An 18685-nucleotide genomic window follows, 5' to 3' on the forward strand; every position below is an offset into this window, starting at 1 on the left:
GGACTTGTTCGGCGTACAAGTGTACGCTATTGTGCCAATCGAAACTTAAAAATAGTGCGAATTACAGAGGTATTGAATGAAACGTGCAGTGATTACTGGCCTGGGCATCGTTTCCAGCATCGGTAATAACCAGCAGGAAGTCCTGGCATCTCTGCGTGAAGGACGTTCAGGGATCACTTTCTCTCAGGAGCTGAAGGACGCCGGCATGCGTAGCCAGGTATGGGGCAACGTAAAACTGGATACCACTGGCCTCATTGACCGCAAAGTCGTGCGCTTTATGAGCGACGCCTCCATCTATGCTTATCTGTCTATGGAGCAGGCAGTGGCCGACGCCGGTCTGGCGCCGGAAGTCTATCAGAATAACCCGCGTGTCGGCCTGATTGCAGGTTCCGGCGGCGGCTCCCCGAAATTCCAGGTCTTTGGCGCAGACGCCATGCGTAGCCCGCGTGGTCTGAAAGCCGTGGGCCCGTATGTGGTGACGAAAGCAATGGCATCCGGCGTTTCCGCCTGCCTCGCTACGCCGTTTAAAATTTATGGCGTGAACTACTCCATTAGCTCCGCTTGCGCGACCTCCGCACACTGTATCGGCAATGCGGTTGAACAGATCCAACTGGGCAAACAGGACATCGTTTTTGCTGGCGGCGGCGAAGAGCTGTGCTGGGAAATGGCCTGTGAGTTCGATGCGATGGGCGCACTGTCCACCAAATATAACGATACGCCTGAAAAAGCGTCCCGTACCTATGATGCGCACCGTGATGGGTTTGTCATCGCAGGCGGTGGCGGTATGGTTGTTGTCGAAGAGCTGGAGCACGCTCTGGCGCGCGGCGCGCATATCTATGCGGAAATCGTCGGTTACGGCGCAACATCCGACGGCGCAGACATGGTTGCTCCGTCTGGTGAAGGCGCAGTACGTTGCATGCAGATGGCGATGCACGGCGTAGACACGCCGATCGACTACCTGAACTCTCACGGTACCTCTACTCCGGTAGGCGACGTGAAAGAACTGGGTGCAATCCGTGAAGTGTTTGGCGATAACAGCCCGGCAATTTCTGCAACCAAAGCGATGACCGGCCACTCGCTGGGTGCCGCAGGCGTGCAGGAAGCTATCTACTCTCTGCTGATGCTGGAGCACGGTTTTATCGCGCCGAGTATCAACATCGAAGAGCTGGATGAGCAGGCTGCGGGTCTGGACATCGTGACCGAAACGACCGAGCGTGAACTGACTACCGTAATGTCTAACAGCTTCGGTTTTGGCGGCACCAACGCCACGCTGGTGATGCGTAAGTTGTAAGCCTGACTATTACGTTGTAGTATCAACAATGAAATAGGTCGCTAATGCGACCTGTTTTTTCATTCAGGGAACAACAAATTATATGGATATTATATAAATGCCAACTAATACATTAGATAAAATTAGGCATAGTTTGAGTTGTGTGGCTGTTTTATTTGGTTTGTTCGGCATTTTTGTTTTTGCCTCATTTTCGCCTTCCTATGCCTGGCTTTATTTGGGAGGTCTGGCTGCGCCTTTTATATATAGTATTGTTTTTGTCTATGCGATTGCCGCCTGGAGTATTTATTCAAAGTATTACCCGTTTTTATCATTGGGTCGCTTATCATTCGTGGAGTGTTTTGTTCCGGCGCTGGCCCTGGTGTGCCTTACCGTTCTCTACAATGCTTTTAGTGGCCCGGAACCCTGGATGGCCGAGTTATCAAGGCAATTTTTTCTTCATAAATTTCTTAACACGCTGGCGATGTGCTTTCTGGCTCCTGTGGCGGAGGAAATTATATTCAGAGGGTTTTTATTAAACAGCAGTATCGGTTGGGGTCGGTACTCAAGAGCTTCCGGTATTATTATTACTTCACTCGCTTTTGCATTTATGCATACACAATATCTCTTTGCGGTGACTTTTGTTTATCTGTTTGTTTTTTCATCGATATTATGCGTTGTTCGAATGAGAAGCCGTGGGCTAATGATACCGATAACACTTCATATTTTAAATAATGCCTGGGTTGTTTTCGGCTTACTGTTTTCAGCGACGGAATAAGAGCCTGATGAAATAGGCGCTTTAACCTCTCCGGTACGAACAAGAGACCGATGGCGATTCCCTTTTTTAATGCTTCTTATATTCCGGCGCGACTTTTGCTGACCAGGCCTCAGCCTGGGTGATGGCGCCTGCGTCATAAATCGGCTGTTCATAACCCCTGTCAGCATCCCGAACGCGGTAAATTTTCCAGCGTCCCTCTTCCCAACGGGTATAAACTTCCAGGTGGATGGGCGTTGACTCTGTGCCCAACAGAACATCCACTTTTTCTCCGCCGAGGAAAGGGTGTGCCTTCCCAACCCGTAACTGTGGAATCCACTCTGGCGCATAGTCCTGCGCATACATAAAATAATCTGCCCCCACAATCTCCTGTTCATAAAGGGACTGTATTAGCGCCAGGCGAAGAATAACCTCTTTAGCAACGTAACGTTGCATTAAGGCGGTGGTGTCGTCAGGGGGATTCACATCGTTCGTGAACGTCGTCATCCATGAGGTATAGAACTGCTTCACGGCCTGCGTACTGTCGTGATGAGGCGCAGAGCAACTACAAAGCAACAGGATAAGCGCGACAAGGGAGAACGTTTTCATTAATTCTTCCTGTAGATGGTATATGAGGGCCTGGCTGCCCGGTAGCCCGGGCCGGCCCACATATCGCGTTGTTTAAAATCTGAATACCACTCTGTGCCATCGTATATCGCCATGTGACCGCTCGGGTTTCCGCCAGCGTAAGGTTGAATAATGATGACGTCACCCTCGCGCGGCATTTCATAGGTACCAATAGCGGTGAATCCGGCGCTTCTTAACATTGGGCCATAATCTTTCGCATGATACGTATGCCCCAGCGTGATACCGCCCGCCTGAATTGCCTTTCGGGTAAATTCCGCACACCGGCCTTGAGAATGAGAACCTGCATGCGTTTTGGCATAATTAACCGCCACTCTTTTATCCCAACTCATAATGATTCCTGTTAATAAAATACGTAATAGCAATGACGTAATGCTTTAACAGTATTTGATTCGGGAAGCATGACAGATAGTGCTATTACTATTTTCAATAGAATAAGTTTAAATATTTATTAATTGTTGAGATTGATAAGTTAGGGCTAATTTATTCAGCATTAACTATTATTCTGCGATATCGGCATCATTTTTTATTTGCATATCATCATAGCGCGACGGCCAGATTTCCTGCGGCGTGATGCCCAGCGCTTCCGCAATAATTCGTTCAGCTCTCGGCCAGGAACGGGTAAAGACATTGCGCAGTGAATCAGGTGATAAACCGGCCTGACGAGAAAGATCTCTGAGCGTAATACCTCTTTTTTCAAGTGCACTTTTAATATCTGCACGATGCCAGTCTTGGCTTTTTGGTTCCATTCTGTAATCCTAAGAAGATGTGTTATCGGCACCGATATTTTTAAGGTAAAAATTAGCGCGAGAAAAAGAAAGTTACTTTCTTTTTCACTCTGAGAATAGTGCCAGAAAGAAAGCAAAATTTCGCGAAAAAGAAGAAATATTTTTATTTCATCAGGGGAAAGGAAAGAAACCGATGGCAAAGGAATGGTTCACGGTTAAGGAATGTCTTGGCTTACCGGGGTTTCCGGGAAGCGAGCCTGCGGTTCGCGAACGTTTATATAAGTACAGTGAAGGGAAAGCGGGGGTCAGGCGTAAGCGTGTTAAATCAAAGGCCGAGGAGTTTCATATATCTGTTTTCCCTCTCTATGTTCATCGTTATCTGGACGACAGCGGAGAGGAACCGACGCCAGAACCCATTTCCTTACAGGAAGCGGAGCCTGAAGATATCTGGGAGATGATGTTCAGGTTACTGACGCCAGAACAGCGCAAGCAGGTGACCGGACGGTTTAAGGTGAGAGGGATGAAAGCGGTCTTTCCCTTTCTGTTTGATGACACGCCGCCACGTTGATACCCTGGCTGCAATTTCAAGGTTGACAAGTTTCGCGTCTCACAGGCAGACTTCACTTTCTACATTATCCTTCCGATAATGCGTAAGCGTTTAACGTTATCCAACGCACCTTAATCCTGACGTTCAGGTAGAGGGGGGCGTGGCCTTTCCCCGCCTTACTCTGCATTCTGGAGTAATGCATGACAGCAGTTAGCCAAAAAACAACGACCCCGTCTGCGAATTTTTCGCTGTTCCGCATCGCCTTTGCGGTTTTCCTGACCTATATGACGGTCGGGCTGCCGTTACCCGTCATCCCGCTTTTTGTCCATCACGAACTGGGCTATAGCAATACGATGGTTGGGATCGCCGTGGGCATTCAGTTTTTTGCGACGGTACTGACGCGCGGCTATGCCGGACGGCTGGCGGATCAATATGGCGCTAAACGATCGGCGTTACAGGGGATGTTTGCCTGCGGGCTGGCGGGCGCCGCCTGGCTCCTGGCCGCGCTGTTGCCGGTTTCCGCGCCGATAAAATTCGCGCTGCTTATTGTCGGGCGTTTGATCCTCGGATTTGGCGAAAGCCAGCTGCTGACCGGAACCCTGACCTGGGGACTGGGGCTGGTTGGCCCAACGCGTTCCGGTAAGGTGATGTCGTGGAACGGGATGGCGATTTACGGCGCGCTGGCGGCCGGTGCGCCGTTGGGCTTGCTGATCCATAGCCACTTTGGCTTCGCGGCGCTGGCGGGGACGACGATGGTTTTACCGCTGCTGGCCTGGGCATTCAACGGCACCGTGCGTAAAGTGCCTGCGTATACGGGGGAGCGACCTTCACTGTGGAGCGTGGTCGGGCTTATCTGGAAACCGGGCCTGGGCCTGGCATTGCAGGGCGTGGGCTTTGCCGTCATCGGTACGTTTATTTCACTTTATTTTGTCAGCAATGGCTGGACGATGGCGGGATTCACCCTGACCGCGTTTGGCGGTGCGTTTGTACTGATGCGCATATTGTTCGGTTGGATGCCGGACCGCTTTGGCGGCGTGAAGGTCGCCGTTGTCTCATTGCTGGTTGAGACGGCAGGGTTGCTGCTCTTGTGGCTGGCGCCGACGGCCTGGATAGCGCTGGTAGGCGCGGCGCTCACCGGGGCAGGGTGTTCACTGATTTTCCCGGCGCTGGGCGTGGAGGTTGTGAAACGCGTACCTGCACAGGTACGCGGTACGGCGCTCGGCGGCTACGCCGCGTTTCAGGATATCTCCTACGGCGTTACCGGCCCGCTGGCGGGCATGCTGGCCACGTCATACGGCTATCCTTCCGTATTCCTCGCGGGAGCGATCTCCGCTGTGGTTGGCATCCTGGTGACGATATTATCGTTCCGGCGTGGTTAAGAAACCAGCCAGAAAAGCGCCAGTACAATTATTAGCGCGATAAACAACAGGCCTGGCCGCGCAGACAGATTTTTCACGGTTTCAATCATCGGCGCAAACGGGCGGTAGATGGGTTGAATAGAGAGCGGTTCCAGCTCATCAGTCTCCCGCTCTACGCGACGCAGGAAAATATGGTTAAGTAAATCCTGCACCTGGGCGGTGGTCAGCACCGTTTGCGGCTGAATTTGATAGGTGTGTTGGGCATACTCTTTGATCGCTGTGAGTTCGTCCGGTTCCAGCGGTTGTTTTAACGCAGCTTGCAGCGTATGTAGCGTAGGCGCGTGTTGTAGTGACAGCGTCTGCCGCGCCTGTAGCCATGTTGCCAGATGGGTAAACTGTTTTGCCGGAATGAGCTCGCCGCTTTTCACGCCGGAGAGTTCCAGCATTGATTGCCAGATAAGTTTGTTTGACTCGCCGGTCGCGGCCGCCAGCTTCGTCACCAACTGATTCAACGTATTATGTTCAGCAGGCAATAATGGCCGATCCGTTGCCGGACGTTGCTGCGGCTGCGGAATGGAAAGCTGCCCCTGTTGCAGGAGCGTCAGCACGTTTTTGAGTTGATCGGGCGTAAGCTGGCTAAGCGCGGTTTGACCGTATTGCTGACGGATAAAATCGCTGACGGCCTGACGATTATTCCCGACGCCAAGCAGCTCTGTTAGCTGTGAAAGCACCTGACGATTGGCGTGATTTTGCTGCGCTACGCCCAGACGCTGGGTAAGATTCTGTTCAGCGGCGGGGAAGTGGCGCGACAGTAGCGGCGCGTCATTTTTTATCCCCAGATCGTGTTTCATTCCGGCCCATACTTCCGCGCTTTGCTGCTGGGTCAGTGAAATCAGGCGCGTGATCAGCCTTTCCAGTACCGTACGCTGTTGCATGGAAAGCGGCTGCTCGCTCGCAGCGGAAAGAGGATTACGCCCTTCGCCTGGAGGCTGTGCAGGGGCGCCGGAGATGGGATGCATAATTAATTATCCTTTAACCATAAATCTGAGCAATATATGCCTGGCGGCCAGATTATGGCACACTTGTCCGGTTAACTCTCGTTCTCAAACAGGTACGACAGTCGTGAAAATTCTCGTTGATGAAAATATGCCTTACGCCCACGAATTATTTAGCCGCCTGGGTGAGGTAAAGGCAGTGCCGGGTCGCCCGATCCCCGTTGAAGAATTGAACCATGCCGATGCGTTAATGGTGCGTTCGGTCACGAAAGTGAATGAATCGCTGCTGAGTGGCACGCCGATTAACTTCGTTGGTACTGCTACGGCAGGCACCGATCATGTGGATGAGGCATGGCTGAAGCAGGCGGGCATCGGTTTTTCAGCCGCGCCCGGCTGTAATGCTATCGCCGTGGTGGAGTATGTGTTTTCCGCGCTGTTGATGCTGGCCGAACGTGACGGCTTTTCGTTACGCGATCGCACTATAGGGATTGTCGGCGTGGGTAACGTCGGAAGCCGGCTACAGACCAGGCTTGAAGCGTTGGGTATCCGCACGTTGCTGTGCGATCCGCCACGCGCCGCACGCGGGGACGAGGGTGATTTTCGTACGCTGGATGAGCTGGTGCAGGAAGCGGATGTCCTGACTTTCCATACGCCGCTCTATAAAGACGGACCGTACAAAACGCTGCATCTGGCCGATGAGACGCTGATCCGTCGACTGAAACCCGGCGCCATTCTCATTAACGCCTGCCGCGGCCCGGTGGTGGATAACGCCGCATTGCTGGCGCGACTCAATGCCGGGCAGCCGCTGAGCGTGGTGCTTGATGTGTGGGAGGGCGAACCGGATCTTAACGTCGCGCTACTGGAAGCCGTGGATATCGGCACGTCGCATATTGCCGGCTATACGCTGGAAGGCAAAGCGCGCGGCACCACCCAGGTCTTTGAGGCGTATAGCGCGTTTATTGGCCGCGAGCAGCATGTCGCGCTGGAGACATTACTGCCTGCGCCTGAGTTTGGTCGTATTACGCTTCATGGCCCGCTGGATCAACCGACGCTGAAAAGACTGGCGCATTTGGTGTATGATGTGCGCCGCGATGATGCGCCGCTGCGTAAAGTCGCTGGAATTCCGGGTGAATTTGATAAATTGCGTAAAAATTATCTTGAGCGCCGTGAATGGTCGTCTTTATACGTGATGTGTGACGACGAAACGGCAGCCGCCTTGCTGTGTAAGCTAGGTTTTAACGCTGTTCATCACCCGGCACATTAATGTCTTCTTAATGCTCCCTGTCGAATAATGCGACAGGGACGCTTATGTATTTCTGGAGTAAATCACCATGTCTGAAGGCTGGAACATTGCCATTCTGGGCGCAACGGGCGCCGTAGGCGAAGCCCTGCTTGAAACACTGGCTGAACGCCAGTTCCCGGTCGGTGAAATTTATGCGTTGGCGCGTCATGAAAGCGCGGGCGAGCACCTCCGTTTTGGTGGCAAGTCGGTCATTGTCCAGGATGCGGCGGACTTTGACTGGACGCAGGCGCAGTTGGCGTTTTTCGTTGCCGGCGCAGAGGCATCGGCTGCCTGGATAGACGACGCGACCAATGCAGGTTGCCTGGTGATAGATTCCAGCGGTCTGTTCGCGCTGGAGCCTGATGTGCCGCTGGTCGTGCCGGAAGTTAACCCGTATGTACTGGCGGATTACCGTAACCGTAACGTGATTGCGGTCGCCGATAGTCTGACCAGTCAACTGCTGGCGGCGCTCAAGCCGTTAATCGATCAGGGGGGACTGTCGCGCATCGCCGTCATCAGTATGTTATCAGCGTCCGCACAGGGGAAAAAAGCGGTCGATGCGCTGGCCGGACAGAGTGCGAAGCTGCTTAACGGCATACCTATTGATGAAGATGATTTCTTTGGCCGCCAGTTGGCGTTCAATATGCTGCCGCTGCTGCCGGATCGGGAAGGCAGCGTGCGCCAGGAACGTCGTATCGTCGATGAAGTGCGTAAAATTTTGCAGGACGATGGCGTGATGATCTCCGCCAGTGTCGTGCAGTCGCCGGTGTTCTATGGCCATGCGCAGATGGTGAGCTTTGAAGCGCTCCGTCCGCTGGCGGCGGAAGAGGCGCGCGAGGCGTTTTCCCGCGGTGAAGATATCATACTGTCAGAAGAGACGGATTACCCGACGCAGGTGGGCGACGCTTCCGGCAATCCACAGCTTTCTATTGGCTGTGTGCATAATGATTACGGTATGCCGGAACAAATTCAGTTCTGGTCAGTGGCGGACAACGTGCGTTTCGGCGGCGCGCTGATGGCCGTTAAAATTGCGGAGAAGCTGGTGCAGGAGTATCTGTACTGATGTCCGGACAGCAATCATCGCCGGTCTATAAAATTGCGCTGGGTATTGAGTACGACGGCAGCAAGTATTATGGCTGGCAGCGTCAGAATGAAGTGCGCAGCGTGCAGGAAAAGCTGGAAAAAGCGCTCTCGCAGGTGGCAAATGAACCTATTAACGTGTTCTGCGCCGGGCGTACCGATGCCGGCGTTCACGGCACCGGGCAGGTTGTCCATTTCGAAACGACCGCATTGCGCAAAGATGCGGCATGGACGCTGGGGGTAAATGCGAATTTGCCTGGTGACATTGCCGTGCGCTGGGTGAAAACTGTACCGGATGATTTTCACGCGCGATTTAGCGCTACGGCTCGCCGTTATCGCTATATCATCTACAATCATCGACTGCGTCCTGCGGTGTTAGCAAAAGGCGTGACGCATTACTATGAGCCGCTGGATGCAGAGCGGATGCATCGCGCGGCGCAGTGTCTGCTTGGCGAAAATGATTTTACCTCGTTTCGCGCGGTGCAGTGCCAGTCGCGCACGCCGTGGCGTAATGTGATGCACATCAACGTTACCCGCCACGGCCCTTATGTGGTGGTCGATATCAAAGCGAATGCCTTTGTTCATCATATGGTCAGGAATATTGTCGGCAGCCTGCTGGAAGTAGGCGCTCACAACCAGCCGGAGAGCTGGATCGCAGAGCTGTTAGCGGCCAGGGACAGAACGCTGGCGGCGGCAACGGCGAAGGCGGAAGGGCTATATTTGGTTGCGGTGGATTACCCTGACCGGTTTGACCTTCCAAAACCGCCAATGGGCCCGCTATTTCTGGCGGACTAATCCGAATCGCACACCCGAAACGTGTCGGGTAGAAAGGCAAAGACAAATATGGACCTGATCTACTTTATTATTGATTTTATTCTGCACATCGATGTGCATCTGGCGGAGCTGGTCGCGGAGTACGGCGTCTGGGTGTACGCTATTTTGTTTTTGATTCTGTTTTGTGAAACCGGCCTGGTCGTCACGCCGTTCCTGCCGGGCGACTCGCTGCTGTTTGTCGCCGGGGCGCTGGCTTCGCTGGAAACCAACGATCTCAATGTGCATGTCATGGTGGCGTTAATGCTGATCGCCGCAATTGTCGGCGATGCGGTAAATTACACGATTGGTCGACTGTTCGGCGAAAAACTGTTCAGTAATCCGAATTCGAAAATTTTCCGCCGCAGTTATCTGGATAAAACCCACCAGTTTTATGAAAAACACGGCGGTAAAACTATCATTCTCGCTCGCTTCGTGCCGATCGTCAGAACCTTTGCGCCGTTTGTGGCAGGGATGGGGCACATGTCCTATCGGCATTTTGCCGCTTATAACGTCATCGGCGCGCTGCTGTGGGTGCTGCTCTTTACCTACGCCGGTTATTTCTTCGGTACGATACCGTTGATTCAGGATAACCTTAAGCTGCTGATTGTGGGGATTATCGTGGTTTCGATATTACCTGGCGTCATTGAGATTGTCCGGCATAAGCGCGCTGCGTCGCGTGCCGCAAAATAGAAAGTAACTCAGCGGTTCGACCACTTTTTTATCCAAAGTTTCGGGCTGTTATGTTTTAATGTGCAACATTCATGGTCTGTTGGGGGCAAAAATGGCATTATGCGCCCCTTATAATAAAGCTGACTAAGGTTCAGGCAGAAAGGTCACCAATGAGCTGGATTGAACGAATTAAAAGCAACATTACTCCCACCCGCAAGGCTAGCATTCCTGAAGGGGTGTGGACCAAGTGTGATAGCTGCGGTCAGGTTTTATACCGCGCTGAGCTGGAACGTAATCTTGAGGTCTGTCCTAAGTGTGACCATCATATGCGCATGTCGGCGCGCAATCGCCTGCATAGCCTGTTAGATGAAGGTTCCCTTGTGGAGTTGGGTAGCGAGCTGGAGCCGAAAGACGTGCTCAAGTTCCGCGACTCCAAAAAATATAAAGACAGACTGGCGTCCGCGCAGAAAGAAACCGGCGAGAAAGACGCGCTGGTGGTCATGAAAGGGACGCTTCACGGTATGCCGGTTGTCGCCGCTGCGTTTGAATTCGCGTTCATGGGCGGCTCAATGGGGTCTGTCGTTGGCGCACGCTTCGTTCGCGCCGTTGAACAGGCGCTGGAAGACAACTGTCCGTTAGTGTGTTTCTCTGCTTCCGGCGGCGCGCGTATGCAAGAAGCGTTGATGTCGCTGATGCAGATGGCGAAAACCTCTGCTGCGCTGGCGAAAATGCAGGAACGTGGTCTGCCCTACATTTCGGTATTGACCGATCCGACAATGGGCGGCGTTTCCGCCAGTTTTGCGATGCTGGGCGATCTCAACATCGCCGAGCCAAAAGCCCTGATTGGCTTCGCCGGCCCGCGTGTTATCGAACAAACCGTTCGTGAGAAGCTCCCGCCAGGATTCCAGCGCAGTGAGTTCCTGATCGAAAAAGGCGCTATTGATATGATCGTCCGCCGCCCGGAAATGCGCCTGAAGCTGGCGAGCATTCTGGCGAAGCTGATGAATCTGCCCGCGCCGAACCCGGACGCCCCGCGTGAAGGCGTGGTGGTGCCTCCGGCGCCGGATCAGGAGTCTGAGGCCTGATAACTGAAAAGGGCAGGGCCGCAGGCTCTGCCCTTTTGCTTTTCACCGTAAAGAAGCAGCGGAATCAATGAAAAACAAATCTATACCTCAAGCTGCGTCGCCCCTGGCCTCGTGGCTTTCTTATCTGGAAAACCTGCACAGCAAGAGTATCGATTTAGGCCTTGAGCGCGTAAGCCAGGTGGCAGCGCGTCTGGACATCCTCAAGCCTGCGCCGTTCGTTTTTACCGTTGCGGGAACCAACGGTAAAGGTACGACCTGTCGAACGCTGGAGTCGGTGTTAATCGCGGCGGGATACCGTGTGGGCGTCTATAGTTCGCCTCATCTGGTACGTTACACCGAGCGCGTGCGCGTGCAGGGGAAAGAATTAGCGGAATCCGCGCATACCGCGTCCTTTGCGGAAATAGAAACGGCGCGCGGCGATATTTCATTGACCTATTTTGAATATGGTACGTTGTCGGCATTGTGGCTGTTTAAACAGGCTAACCTTGACGTGGTGATTCTGGAGGTCGGGTTGGGCGGGCGCCTGGACGCCACGAACATTGTGGATGCCGATGTAGCAGTAATTACCAGCATCGCGCTTGACCATACTGACTGGCTGGGGCCGGATCGCGAAAGTATCGGCCGCGAGAAGGCCGGGATTTTTCGTGCGGAAAAACCCGCTATCGTCGGCGAACCGGAAATGCCGGCAACCATCGCGGATGTCGCGCAGGAGACCGGCGCGCTGTTGCGGCGTCGTGGCGTTGACTGGCGTTATGAGGTGACAGCGACCCAGTGGGCGTTTACCGATGGCGACGGCACGCTTGCCGGACTGCCGTTGCCGCAGGTTCCTCAGCCGAATGCCGCCACCGCTCTGGCCGCGCTGCGCGCCAGCAGGTTGAACATTGATGAGCAGGCGATTCGCGACGGTATTGCGCAGGCTACCTTGCCGGGACGTTTTCAAATCGTGAGTGAGTCGCCGCGCGTTATCTTTGATGTCGCCCATAATCCCCACGCGGCGGAATACCTGACGGGTCGTCTGAAAATGTTGCCGAAACGCGGGCGCGTGCTTGCGGTGATTGGTATGCTGCATGATAAAGATATCGCCGGCACGTTAGCCTGGTTGAAAAGCGTGGTTGACGACTGGTATTGTGCTCCGTTAGAGGGGCCGCGCGGCGCGACGGCGGAACAACTTCTGGAACATCTGGGGAAAGGGAATGTCTATGATAGCGTCGCGCAGGCATGGCAGGCCGCTATCGACGCGGCGCAGCCAGAAGATACCGTGCTGGTGTGCGGATCGTTCCACACCGTCGCACATGTTATGGAAGTGATAGACGCGGGGAGAATCGGTGGCGAGTAAGTTTCAGAATCGTTTAGTCGGCACGATTGTGTTAGTCGCGCTGGGGGTTATTGTGCTTCCCGGTCTGCTGGACGGACAGAAAAAGCATTATCAGGATGAATTTGCTGCGATTCCACTGGTACCGAAACCTGGCGACCGCGATGAGCCGGATATGATGCCTGCCGCAACGCAGGCGCTGCCGACACAGCCGCCGGAAGGGGCGGCTGAAGAGGTGCGGGCGGGAGATGCGGCAGCGCCATCGCTGGACCCGTCGCGCATGGCGTCTAACAATGTTGAGCTTGATCCGATACCGGCGGAGACGCCTAAACCGAAGCCGGTTGAAAAGCCGAAACCGCAGCCTAAACCGCAACAGCCGGTTGTCGCCGCTTCCACGCCGACGCCCGCGCCGCAACCAGTCGCCGACGATAAACCTGCGCCGACCGGCAAAGCCTATGTCGTACAGTTGGGCGCGCTGAAAAACGCGGATAAAGTCAACGAGATAGTCGGCAAGCTTCGTTCCGCCGGGTTCCGGGTTTATACTTCCCCCTCAACGCCGGTACAGGGTAAAATAACCCGTATTCTCGTCGGGCCGGATGCGTCGAAAGATAAGATGAAAGGATCGCTTGGCGAGCTCAAGCAGATTTCCGGGTTAAGCGGCGTGGTGATGGGATATAGCCCGAACTAAGGCGCGTTTTGCCTGAGCGCGCAGCGTTAAGGCCTACGGTGTTCATCTGGTAATAGCCGAAGTTCTGTAGGCTGGATAAGGCGTTTACGCCGTCATCCGGCAGAAGGAATAAACCTGGTATCCTGCGCTTATCAGGCCGATGGCAGCTCTTCTGGTCGTGCCCGAAGAGATAAAAAGTGTGATGGCGTTGAATATTTTTTCAGCGCCATTTTTATTTACGCGTGGGAAGGAAATCCCTACGCAAACGTTTTCTTTTTCTGTTAGAATGCGCCCCGAACAGGACGACAGGGCGTAAAATCGTGGGACATCTATGGTCTGGATTGATTACGCCATTATCGCGGTGATTGCTTTTTCCTGTCTGGTTAGCCTGATCCGCGGCTTTGTTCGTGAAGCGTTATCGCTGGTGACGTGGGGTTGTGCTTTCTTTGTCGCCAGTCACTACTACACTTACCTGTCTGTCTGGTTTACGGGCTTTGAAGACGAACTGGTTCGTAATGGGATTGCTATCGCGGTACTGTTTATCGCGACGCTTATCGTCGGCGCTATCGTGAATTTTGTGATAGGTCAGCTAGTAGAGAAGACCGGCCTGTCGGGAACTGACCGGGTGTTGGGGATCTGTTTCGGCGCACTGCGAGGCGCGCTGATTGTCGCCGCCATTCTGTTCTTCCTTGATACCTTTACCGGCTTGTCGAAAAGCGAAGACTGGAGCAAATCGCAGCTCATCCCGCAGTTCAGCTTCATCATCAGATGGTTCTTTGACTATCTGCAAAGCTCGTCGAGTTTCTTGCCCAGGACGTAACAGGTTCTGAGATGTGGCTTAACGAGGAAAATGACGTATGTGCGGTATTGTCGGTATCGCCGGTGTTATGCCGGTCAACCAGTCGATTTATGACGCGTTAACAGTGCTCCAGCATCGTGGTCAGGATGCTGCCGGTATCATCACCATTGATGCGAATAACTGCTTTCGCTTGCGTAAGGCAAACGGGCTGGTGAACGATATTTTTGAAGCTCGCCACATGCAGCGTTTGCAGGGCAACATGGGGATCGGCCATGTGCGCTACCCTACCGCAGGCAGCTCCAGCGCTTCCGAAGCGCAACCTTTTTATGTTAACTCGCCGTATGGCATCACGTTGGCCCATAATGGCAATCTGACTAACGCGCATGAGCTACGTAAAAAGCTGTTTGAAGAAAAGCGCCGCCATATCAACACCACCTCCGATTCCGAAATCCTGCTCAATATTTTCGCCAGCGAGCTCGACAACTTCCGTCACTATCCGCTGGAAGCCGACAATATTTTTGCCGCGATTGCCGCGACTAACCGTCAAATCCGCGGCGCCTATGCCTGCGTGGCGATGATTATCGGCCACGGCATGGTGGCTTTTCGCGATCCGCACGGCATTCGCCCGTTAGTGCTGGGCAAGCGTGACGTTGGCGATGGTCGTACGGAGTATATGGTCGCTTCTGAAAGCGTGGCGCTGGATACGCTGGGCTTTGAGTTTCTGCGCGATGTCGCGCCGGGCGAAGCTATCTATATTACCGAAAAGGGGCAACTGTTCACGCGCCAGTGCGCGGATAACCCGGTCAGTAATCCCTGCCTGTTCGAGTACGTTTATTTTGCTCGCCCGGACTCCTTTATCGACAAAATCTCCGTCTACAGCGCTCGTGTGAATATGGGCACCAAACTTGGCGAAAAAATCGCTCGTGAATGGGAAGATCTGGACATCGACGTCGTGATCCCTATCCCGGAAACCTCCTGCGATATCGCACTGGAAATTGCCCGTATTCTCGGCAAGCCGTACCGCCAGGGATTTGTCAAAAATCGTTACGTGGGACGTACCTTTATCATGCCGGGCCAACAGCTACGCCGTAAATCCGTGCGCCGTAAGCTCAATGCTAATCGCGCGGAATTCCGCGATAAGAACGTCCTGCTGGTGGATGATTCCATCGTGCGTGGCACCACATCAGAGCAGATCATCGAGATGGCCCGGGAAGCCGGCGCGAAGAAGGTTTATCTGGCGTCCGCCGCGCCGGAAATTCGTTTCCCCAACGTCTATGGCATTGATATGCCGACCGCCAATGAGCTGATCGCGCATGGTCGCGAGGTGGATGAGATTCGGCAGATCATCGGCGCAGACGGGCTTATCTTCCAGGATCTGAACGATCTGATCGAAGCCGTACGCGCGGAAAACCCGGATATCCAGCAGTTTGAATGTTCGGTATTTAACGGGGTATATGTCACCAAAGACGTAGACCAGCAATACCTCGACTTCCTGGATTCATTACGTAATGACGACGCCAAAGCGGTGCTGTTCCAGAACGAAATGGAAAACCTGGAAATGCATAACGAAGGCTAATGGCTTTGCCAGCGGCGCAATGCCGCTGGCCGATGTCAATTACGCACCACGCCGAAGCGAATAGCGTATTTTTGTACTTTGTACTGTAACGTGGTGCGCGATACGTTAAGGCTGCGGGCCGCGGCGGCAATATTCCCCTGATGCGTATCCAGCGCGGTTTCTATTAAATGCCTTTCGTAGTTAGCAACCCGTACCTCCAGCGACCCTTCATACTGCGGATCGGGTGACGAGGGAAGGGGATTTTCCGGCGCGGTTTCCGGTACGCCTAAATTTAACTCGTCCTGTTCAAAAATGATGTGTTTCAGCAGCCCGTCTTTTTCCTGCATGATCATGCTGCGTACAATCGCGTTTTCCAGCATCCTGACATTACCCGGCCAGGCGTGATTGAGCAGATCAGCACGCGCCGTCTCGCTTAGTCCGTGAATGTCCTGCGGCACATCATTACGGTATTTATCAATAAAATAATTTGCCAGTAAGGGAATATCTTCCGGGCGGGCGCGCAGCGGCGGTAACGTCAACATTCCGACGCTCAACCGATAAAAAAGATCCGCCCGCAGGCGTTCTTGTTGAATTAATTTGACGGGCGCTTCGTTCATGGCGGCAACGATCCTGACATCAGAGTGGAGTTGCTGTTGTCCGCCGAGCCGCCAGAAGGTTTTATCCTGCAAGAATCGCAGCAGCTTACTTTGCATTTCTATCGGCATGGCGTTCAGCTCATCAAGAAAGAGCGTTCCCCCGTTTGCCAGTTCCAGATAGCCCTGGCTATTTTCCGCGCCGGTATAGGCGCCGCGCACGGTGCCGAAAAGCGTACTTTCGATAAGCGTAGGCGGTAGAGCGCCGCAGTTCAGGGCGATAAATGGCTTATTCGCCCGCTTGCTGCATTGATGTATCAGGCGGGAAAATAGCTCCTTACCCGTACCCGTCTCCCCGACAATCGTCACCGGAATATTACTGGCGGCCAGCCGTTTGGCTTTGGCGATATTACTGAGCATTTCCGGGTTTTCGGTAATAATGGCATGGTGCTTCTCATGGCGATCGGCATACAGCAGTTGGTTCAGTTCTACCACCTGCTCCTGGAGCCGCCTGACGCCGGACATATTCCTGCCGATTTCGATAACGCCGACCATGCCGCCATCGCTTGCATAGAGCGGTGCGGTGGTGTGCTGATAGTCAACGGCCTGGCCTCGCGCATTGTAATAAATTTGATAATGGCCAATGTATTCCACGCCTTTTTTTAACGATGAAAGCATCGTACTTTGCGTCTCTTTCATGCCCGGATAGACATCCAGCATATGTTTTCCCATTGCCCGTTCAATGCTGTAGCCGTCCAGATCCGCGCTTTCCTGATTGTAGTAAACGTATTCACCACGCTCATTAATGACGGCCAACGGCTGATGAATCAAATCGAAAAAGCGGGAAAACATCCTGAGCGCCGAGGCCAGTTCCTGATTGGTGGATGCCATACATGCATTCCTCATATCTATTGTTCATGTTGCCATTATAAAAGTGACGAATTTTCGTCGTTGTGATGAATAGCAAACTCAATGACGAAAATGAGAAATAGCTTATTTTTATAAGTAATTGATTATTTTGATAAAAAATAGTGGCATGCCTTTTGCTTTATCCCTGTAAAGAATGCGTATTTTTACCATAAACATTAAGCAGAGGGCGTTATGACTGACTCGATTATGCAGAATTACAACCAGCTACGTGAGCAGGTAATCAACGGCGATCGCCGTTTCCAGCACAAAGACGGTCATTTGTGTTTTGAAGGGGTCGATCTGGACGCACTGGCGCGCCAGTACCCCACGCCGTTCTATGTGTTTTCTGAGCCGGAGATTATTCGTAACATTCATGAAATCCAGCAGGCATTTGCGGCGCATAAAAATACCAAAACCTTCTTTGCGTCAAAAACCTGCTCGGTCATGGGGGTATTGAAAGCCATTCGTGACGCCGGAATTTGCGCGGAGGCAAACTCACAATATGAGGTTCGCAAGTGTCTGGAGATAGGCTTTCGCGGAGATCAGATCGTCTTCAACGGCGTGGTGAAAAAGCCTGCCGATCTGGAATATGCCATCGCTAACGATCTGTATCTTATTAATGTTGATAGCCTGTATGAGCTGGAACATATTGATGCCATCTCTCGCAAGCTGAAGAAAGTCGCCAATGTTTGCGTCCGCGTAGAACCGAATGTTCCCTCGGCGACGCATGCGGAACTGGTTACCGCTTTCCATGCGAAGTCGGGTCTCGACCTGGAACAGGCGGAAGAAACCTGCCGCCGCATTCTGGCGATGCCTTATGTGCATTTACGCGGCTTGCATATGCATGTAGGCGATCAGGTGCCGGAGTCAGAGCCTTTCGCAAAAGCGACTAAAGTGCTGGTGGATGAATCCCGTCGTCTGGAAGAGGTGCTCGGTATTAAATTTGATTTGATTAACGTGGGCGGCGGAATTCCGGTTCCCTATAAATATGACGACGAGAATGGCGACCCGTTAAAAGATAATATGTATGCCGGTATTACCGCCCAGGATTTTGCCGATGCGGTCATTCGCGAAGTGCATAAATGGCGTACCGATGTGGAAATATGTATTGAACCGGGACGTAAAGTGACCGGGTCGGCGGCGGTTTTACTGACGGAAGTCTCCTGCGAAAAACGTAAAACAAATTACGATCTTAACGGCAATGTGGAATGCCACGTTGAATGGAAATTTGTCGACGCTGGTTACAGCGTACTCTCTGACAGCCAGCATTTTGACTGGTTCTTTTATGTCTATAACGCCTCTCGCATGACGGCAGCGCACGACGCCTGGGTAAAATTAGCCGGGCCGCTGTGTGATGGCGGAGATTATTTCCACATGGGGGTGAAAGGCGAAGAGTTTTTACTGCCGAAGGAGACTCATGTTGGCGATATTGTCGCGTTTCTTGATGCCGGGGCATACACCATTGAAAGTCAAACCGTTTATAACAACCGTCCGCGCACGGGGGTGGTGATGATCGATAAAAATGGTGAGACGCGTCTGATTCGTCGGGAAGACAGTTACGAAGATATGGTCAAGTACGACATTTATTAATACTGTTTTGGGCTTCAGTTTCATGCTGAAGCCCGTC

General features: G+C 53.1%; 19 protein-coding genes. 14 read left to right on the forward strand and 5 right to left on the reverse strand.

What is annotated here, in order from left to right; translation table 11 throughout:
- The first annotated feature begins 76 nt into the window (after nucleotides 1-76).
- Nucleotides 77-1291, forward strand: coding sequence for a beta-ketoacyl-ACP synthase I (fabB, locus tag J4613_RS17225; RefSeq protein WP_000817159.1), 1215 nt, complete (start codon nucleotides 77-79; stop codon nucleotides 1289-1291).
- Nucleotides 1292-1388: 97 nt separating this feature from the next.
- Nucleotides 1389-2045, forward strand: coding sequence for a type II CAAX endopeptidase family protein (locus J4613_RS17230; protein WP_001142900.1), 657 nt, complete (start codon nucleotides 1389-1391; stop codon nucleotides 2043-2045).
- A gap of 66 nt (nucleotides 2046-2111) precedes the next feature.
- Here the strand turns inward: J4613_RS17230 and J4613_RS17235 are convergent, their stop codons facing one another.
- The 3 genes from J4613_RS17235 to J4613_RS17245 form a co-directional block, all read right to left on the reverse strand.
- Nucleotides 2112-2630, reverse strand: coding sequence for a YbjP/YqhG family protein (locus J4613_RS17235; RefSeq protein WP_000847535.1), 519 nt, complete (start codon nucleotides 2628-2630; stop codon nucleotides 2112-2114).
- The gene (locus J4613_RS17240) at nucleotides 2630-2998 is read right to left on the reverse strand and encodes an NlpC/P60 family protein (protein ID WP_000118258.1); all 369 of its coding nucleotides are present in this window, start codon (nucleotides 2996-2998) and stop codon (nucleotides 2630-2632) included. The genes J4613_RS17235 and J4613_RS17240 overlap by 1 nt, the downstream gene beginning before the upstream one ends.
- Before the next feature lie 168 nt (nucleotides 2999-3166).
- Complete coding sequence (locus J4613_RS17245) at nucleotides 3167-3415, reverse strand: transcriptional regulator (protein ID WP_023193935.1); 249 nt, start codon at nucleotides 3413-3415, stop codon at nucleotides 3167-3169.
- 172 nt (nucleotides 3416-3587) lie between these two features.
- Between J4613_RS17245 and J4613_RS17250 the strand changes: the two genes are divergently transcribed.
- Together J4613_RS17250 and J4613_RS17255 are read left to right on the forward strand one after the other, a co-directional pair.
- Nucleotides 3588-3962, forward strand: coding sequence for a hypothetical protein (locus tag J4613_RS17250; RefSeq protein WP_001051261.1), 375 nt, complete (start codon nucleotides 3588-3590; stop codon nucleotides 3960-3962).
- A 179-nt stretch (nucleotides 3963-4141) separates the two neighbouring features.
- Nucleotides 4142-5320, forward strand: a complete 1179-nt coding sequence (locus tag J4613_RS17255; RefSeq protein ID WP_000127721.1) for an MFS transporter — start codon at nucleotides 4142-4144, stop codon at nucleotides 5318-5320.
- Here J4613_RS17255 and flk read toward each other — a convergent pair.
- Nucleotides 5317-6318, reverse strand: coding sequence for a flagella biosynthesis regulator Flk (gene flk / locus J4613_RS17260; protein WP_000553397.1), 1002 nt, complete (start codon nucleotides 6316-6318; stop codon nucleotides 5317-5319). The genes J4613_RS17255 and flk overlap by 4 nt on opposite strands.
- 103 nt (nucleotides 6319-6421) lie before the next feature.
- On the opposite strand from flk, the gene pdxB reads away from it, so the two are divergent.
- From pdxB to purF, 9 genes are all read left to right on the forward strand, one after another.
- Nucleotides 6422-7558 (forward strand): 4-phosphoerythronate dehydrogenase PdxB, encoded by a 1137-nt coding sequence (pdxB, locus tag J4613_RS17265; protein ID WP_111742275.1) that lies wholly within the window; start codon nucleotides 6422-6424, stop codon nucleotides 7556-7558.
- Between the two features lie 67 nt (nucleotides 7559-7625).
- On the forward strand, nucleotides 7626-8639 hold the full coding sequence (locus tag J4613_RS17270) for an aspartate-semialdehyde dehydrogenase (RefSeq protein ID WP_111742276.1): 1014 nt from the start codon (nucleotides 7626-7628) through the stop codon (nucleotides 8637-8639).
- Nucleotides 8639-9451 carry a tRNA pseudouridine(38-40) synthase TruA gene (gene truA / locus J4613_RS17275; RefSeq protein ID WP_000016631.1) on the forward strand — a complete coding sequence of 271 codons (813 nt, stop codon included), beginning with the start codon at nucleotides 8639-8641 and terminating at the stop codon, nucleotides 9449-9451. Before J4613_RS17270 ends, truA begins: the two co-directional genes overlap by 1 nt.
- 48 nt (nucleotides 9452-9499) lie before the next feature.
- Complete coding sequence (locus tag J4613_RS17280; protein WP_000364318.1) at nucleotides 9500-10159, forward strand: DedA family protein; 660 nt, start codon at nucleotides 9500-9502, stop codon at nucleotides 10157-10159.
- Nucleotides 10160-10308: 149 nt separating this feature from the next.
- A complete protein-coding gene (gene accD / locus J4613_RS17285; protein WP_000118383.1) occupies nucleotides 10309-11223 on the forward strand; it encodes an acetyl-CoA carboxylase, carboxyltransferase subunit beta in 915 nt (304 codons plus the stop codon).
- 67 nt (nucleotides 11224-11290) lie between these two features.
- Complete coding sequence (gene folC / locus J4613_RS17290; RefSeq protein WP_058107669.1) at nucleotides 11291-12559, forward strand: bifunctional tetrahydrofolate synthase/dihydrofolate synthase; 1269 nt, start codon at nucleotides 11291-11293, stop codon at nucleotides 12557-12559.
- Nucleotides 12549-13223 carry a cell division protein DedD gene (gene dedD, locus J4613_RS17295; protein WP_000157031.1) on the forward strand — a complete coding sequence of 225 codons (675 nt, stop codon included), beginning with the start codon at nucleotides 12549-12551 and terminating at the stop codon, nucleotides 13221-13223. The genes folC and dedD overlap by 11 nt, the downstream gene beginning before the upstream one ends.
- A 310-nt stretch (nucleotides 13224-13533) precedes the next feature.
- Nucleotides 13534-14022 carry a colicin V production protein gene (gene cvpA, locus J4613_RS17300; protein ID WP_000262102.1) on the forward strand — a complete coding sequence of 163 codons (489 nt, stop codon included), beginning with the start codon at nucleotides 13534-13536 and terminating at the stop codon, nucleotides 14020-14022.
- 37 nt (nucleotides 14023-14059) lie between these two features.
- The gene (purF, locus tag J4613_RS17305; protein WP_000334205.1) at nucleotides 14060-15577 is read left to right on the forward strand and encodes an amidophosphoribosyltransferase; all 1518 of its coding nucleotides are present in this window, start codon (nucleotides 14060-14062) and stop codon (nucleotides 15575-15577) included.
- A gap of 35 nt (nucleotides 15578-15612) precedes the next feature.
- Here the strand turns inward: purF and J4613_RS17310 are convergent, their stop codons facing one another.
- Nucleotides 15613-17040, reverse strand: a complete 1428-nt coding sequence (locus J4613_RS17310) for a sigma-54-dependent Fis family transcriptional regulator (RefSeq protein WP_000168929.1) — start codon at nucleotides 17038-17040, stop codon at nucleotides 15613-15615.
- A gap of 210 nt (nucleotides 17041-17250) precedes the next feature.
- Here J4613_RS17310 and J4613_RS17315 point away from each other — a divergent pair, with 210 nt between their 5' ends.
- Nucleotides 17251-18648 (forward strand): alanine racemase, encoded by a 1398-nt coding sequence (locus tag J4613_RS17315; protein ID WP_000132307.1) that lies wholly within the window; start codon nucleotides 17251-17253, stop codon nucleotides 18646-18648.
- Nucleotides 18649-18685 lie beyond the last annotated feature (37 nt).

Source organism: Salmonella sp. 32020114201800008SM (assembly GCF_017572025.1).
In the GTDB taxonomy this organism is placed as follows: Bacteria; Pseudomonadota; Gammaproteobacteria; order Enterobacterales; family Enterobacteriaceae; genus Salmonella; species Salmonella enterica.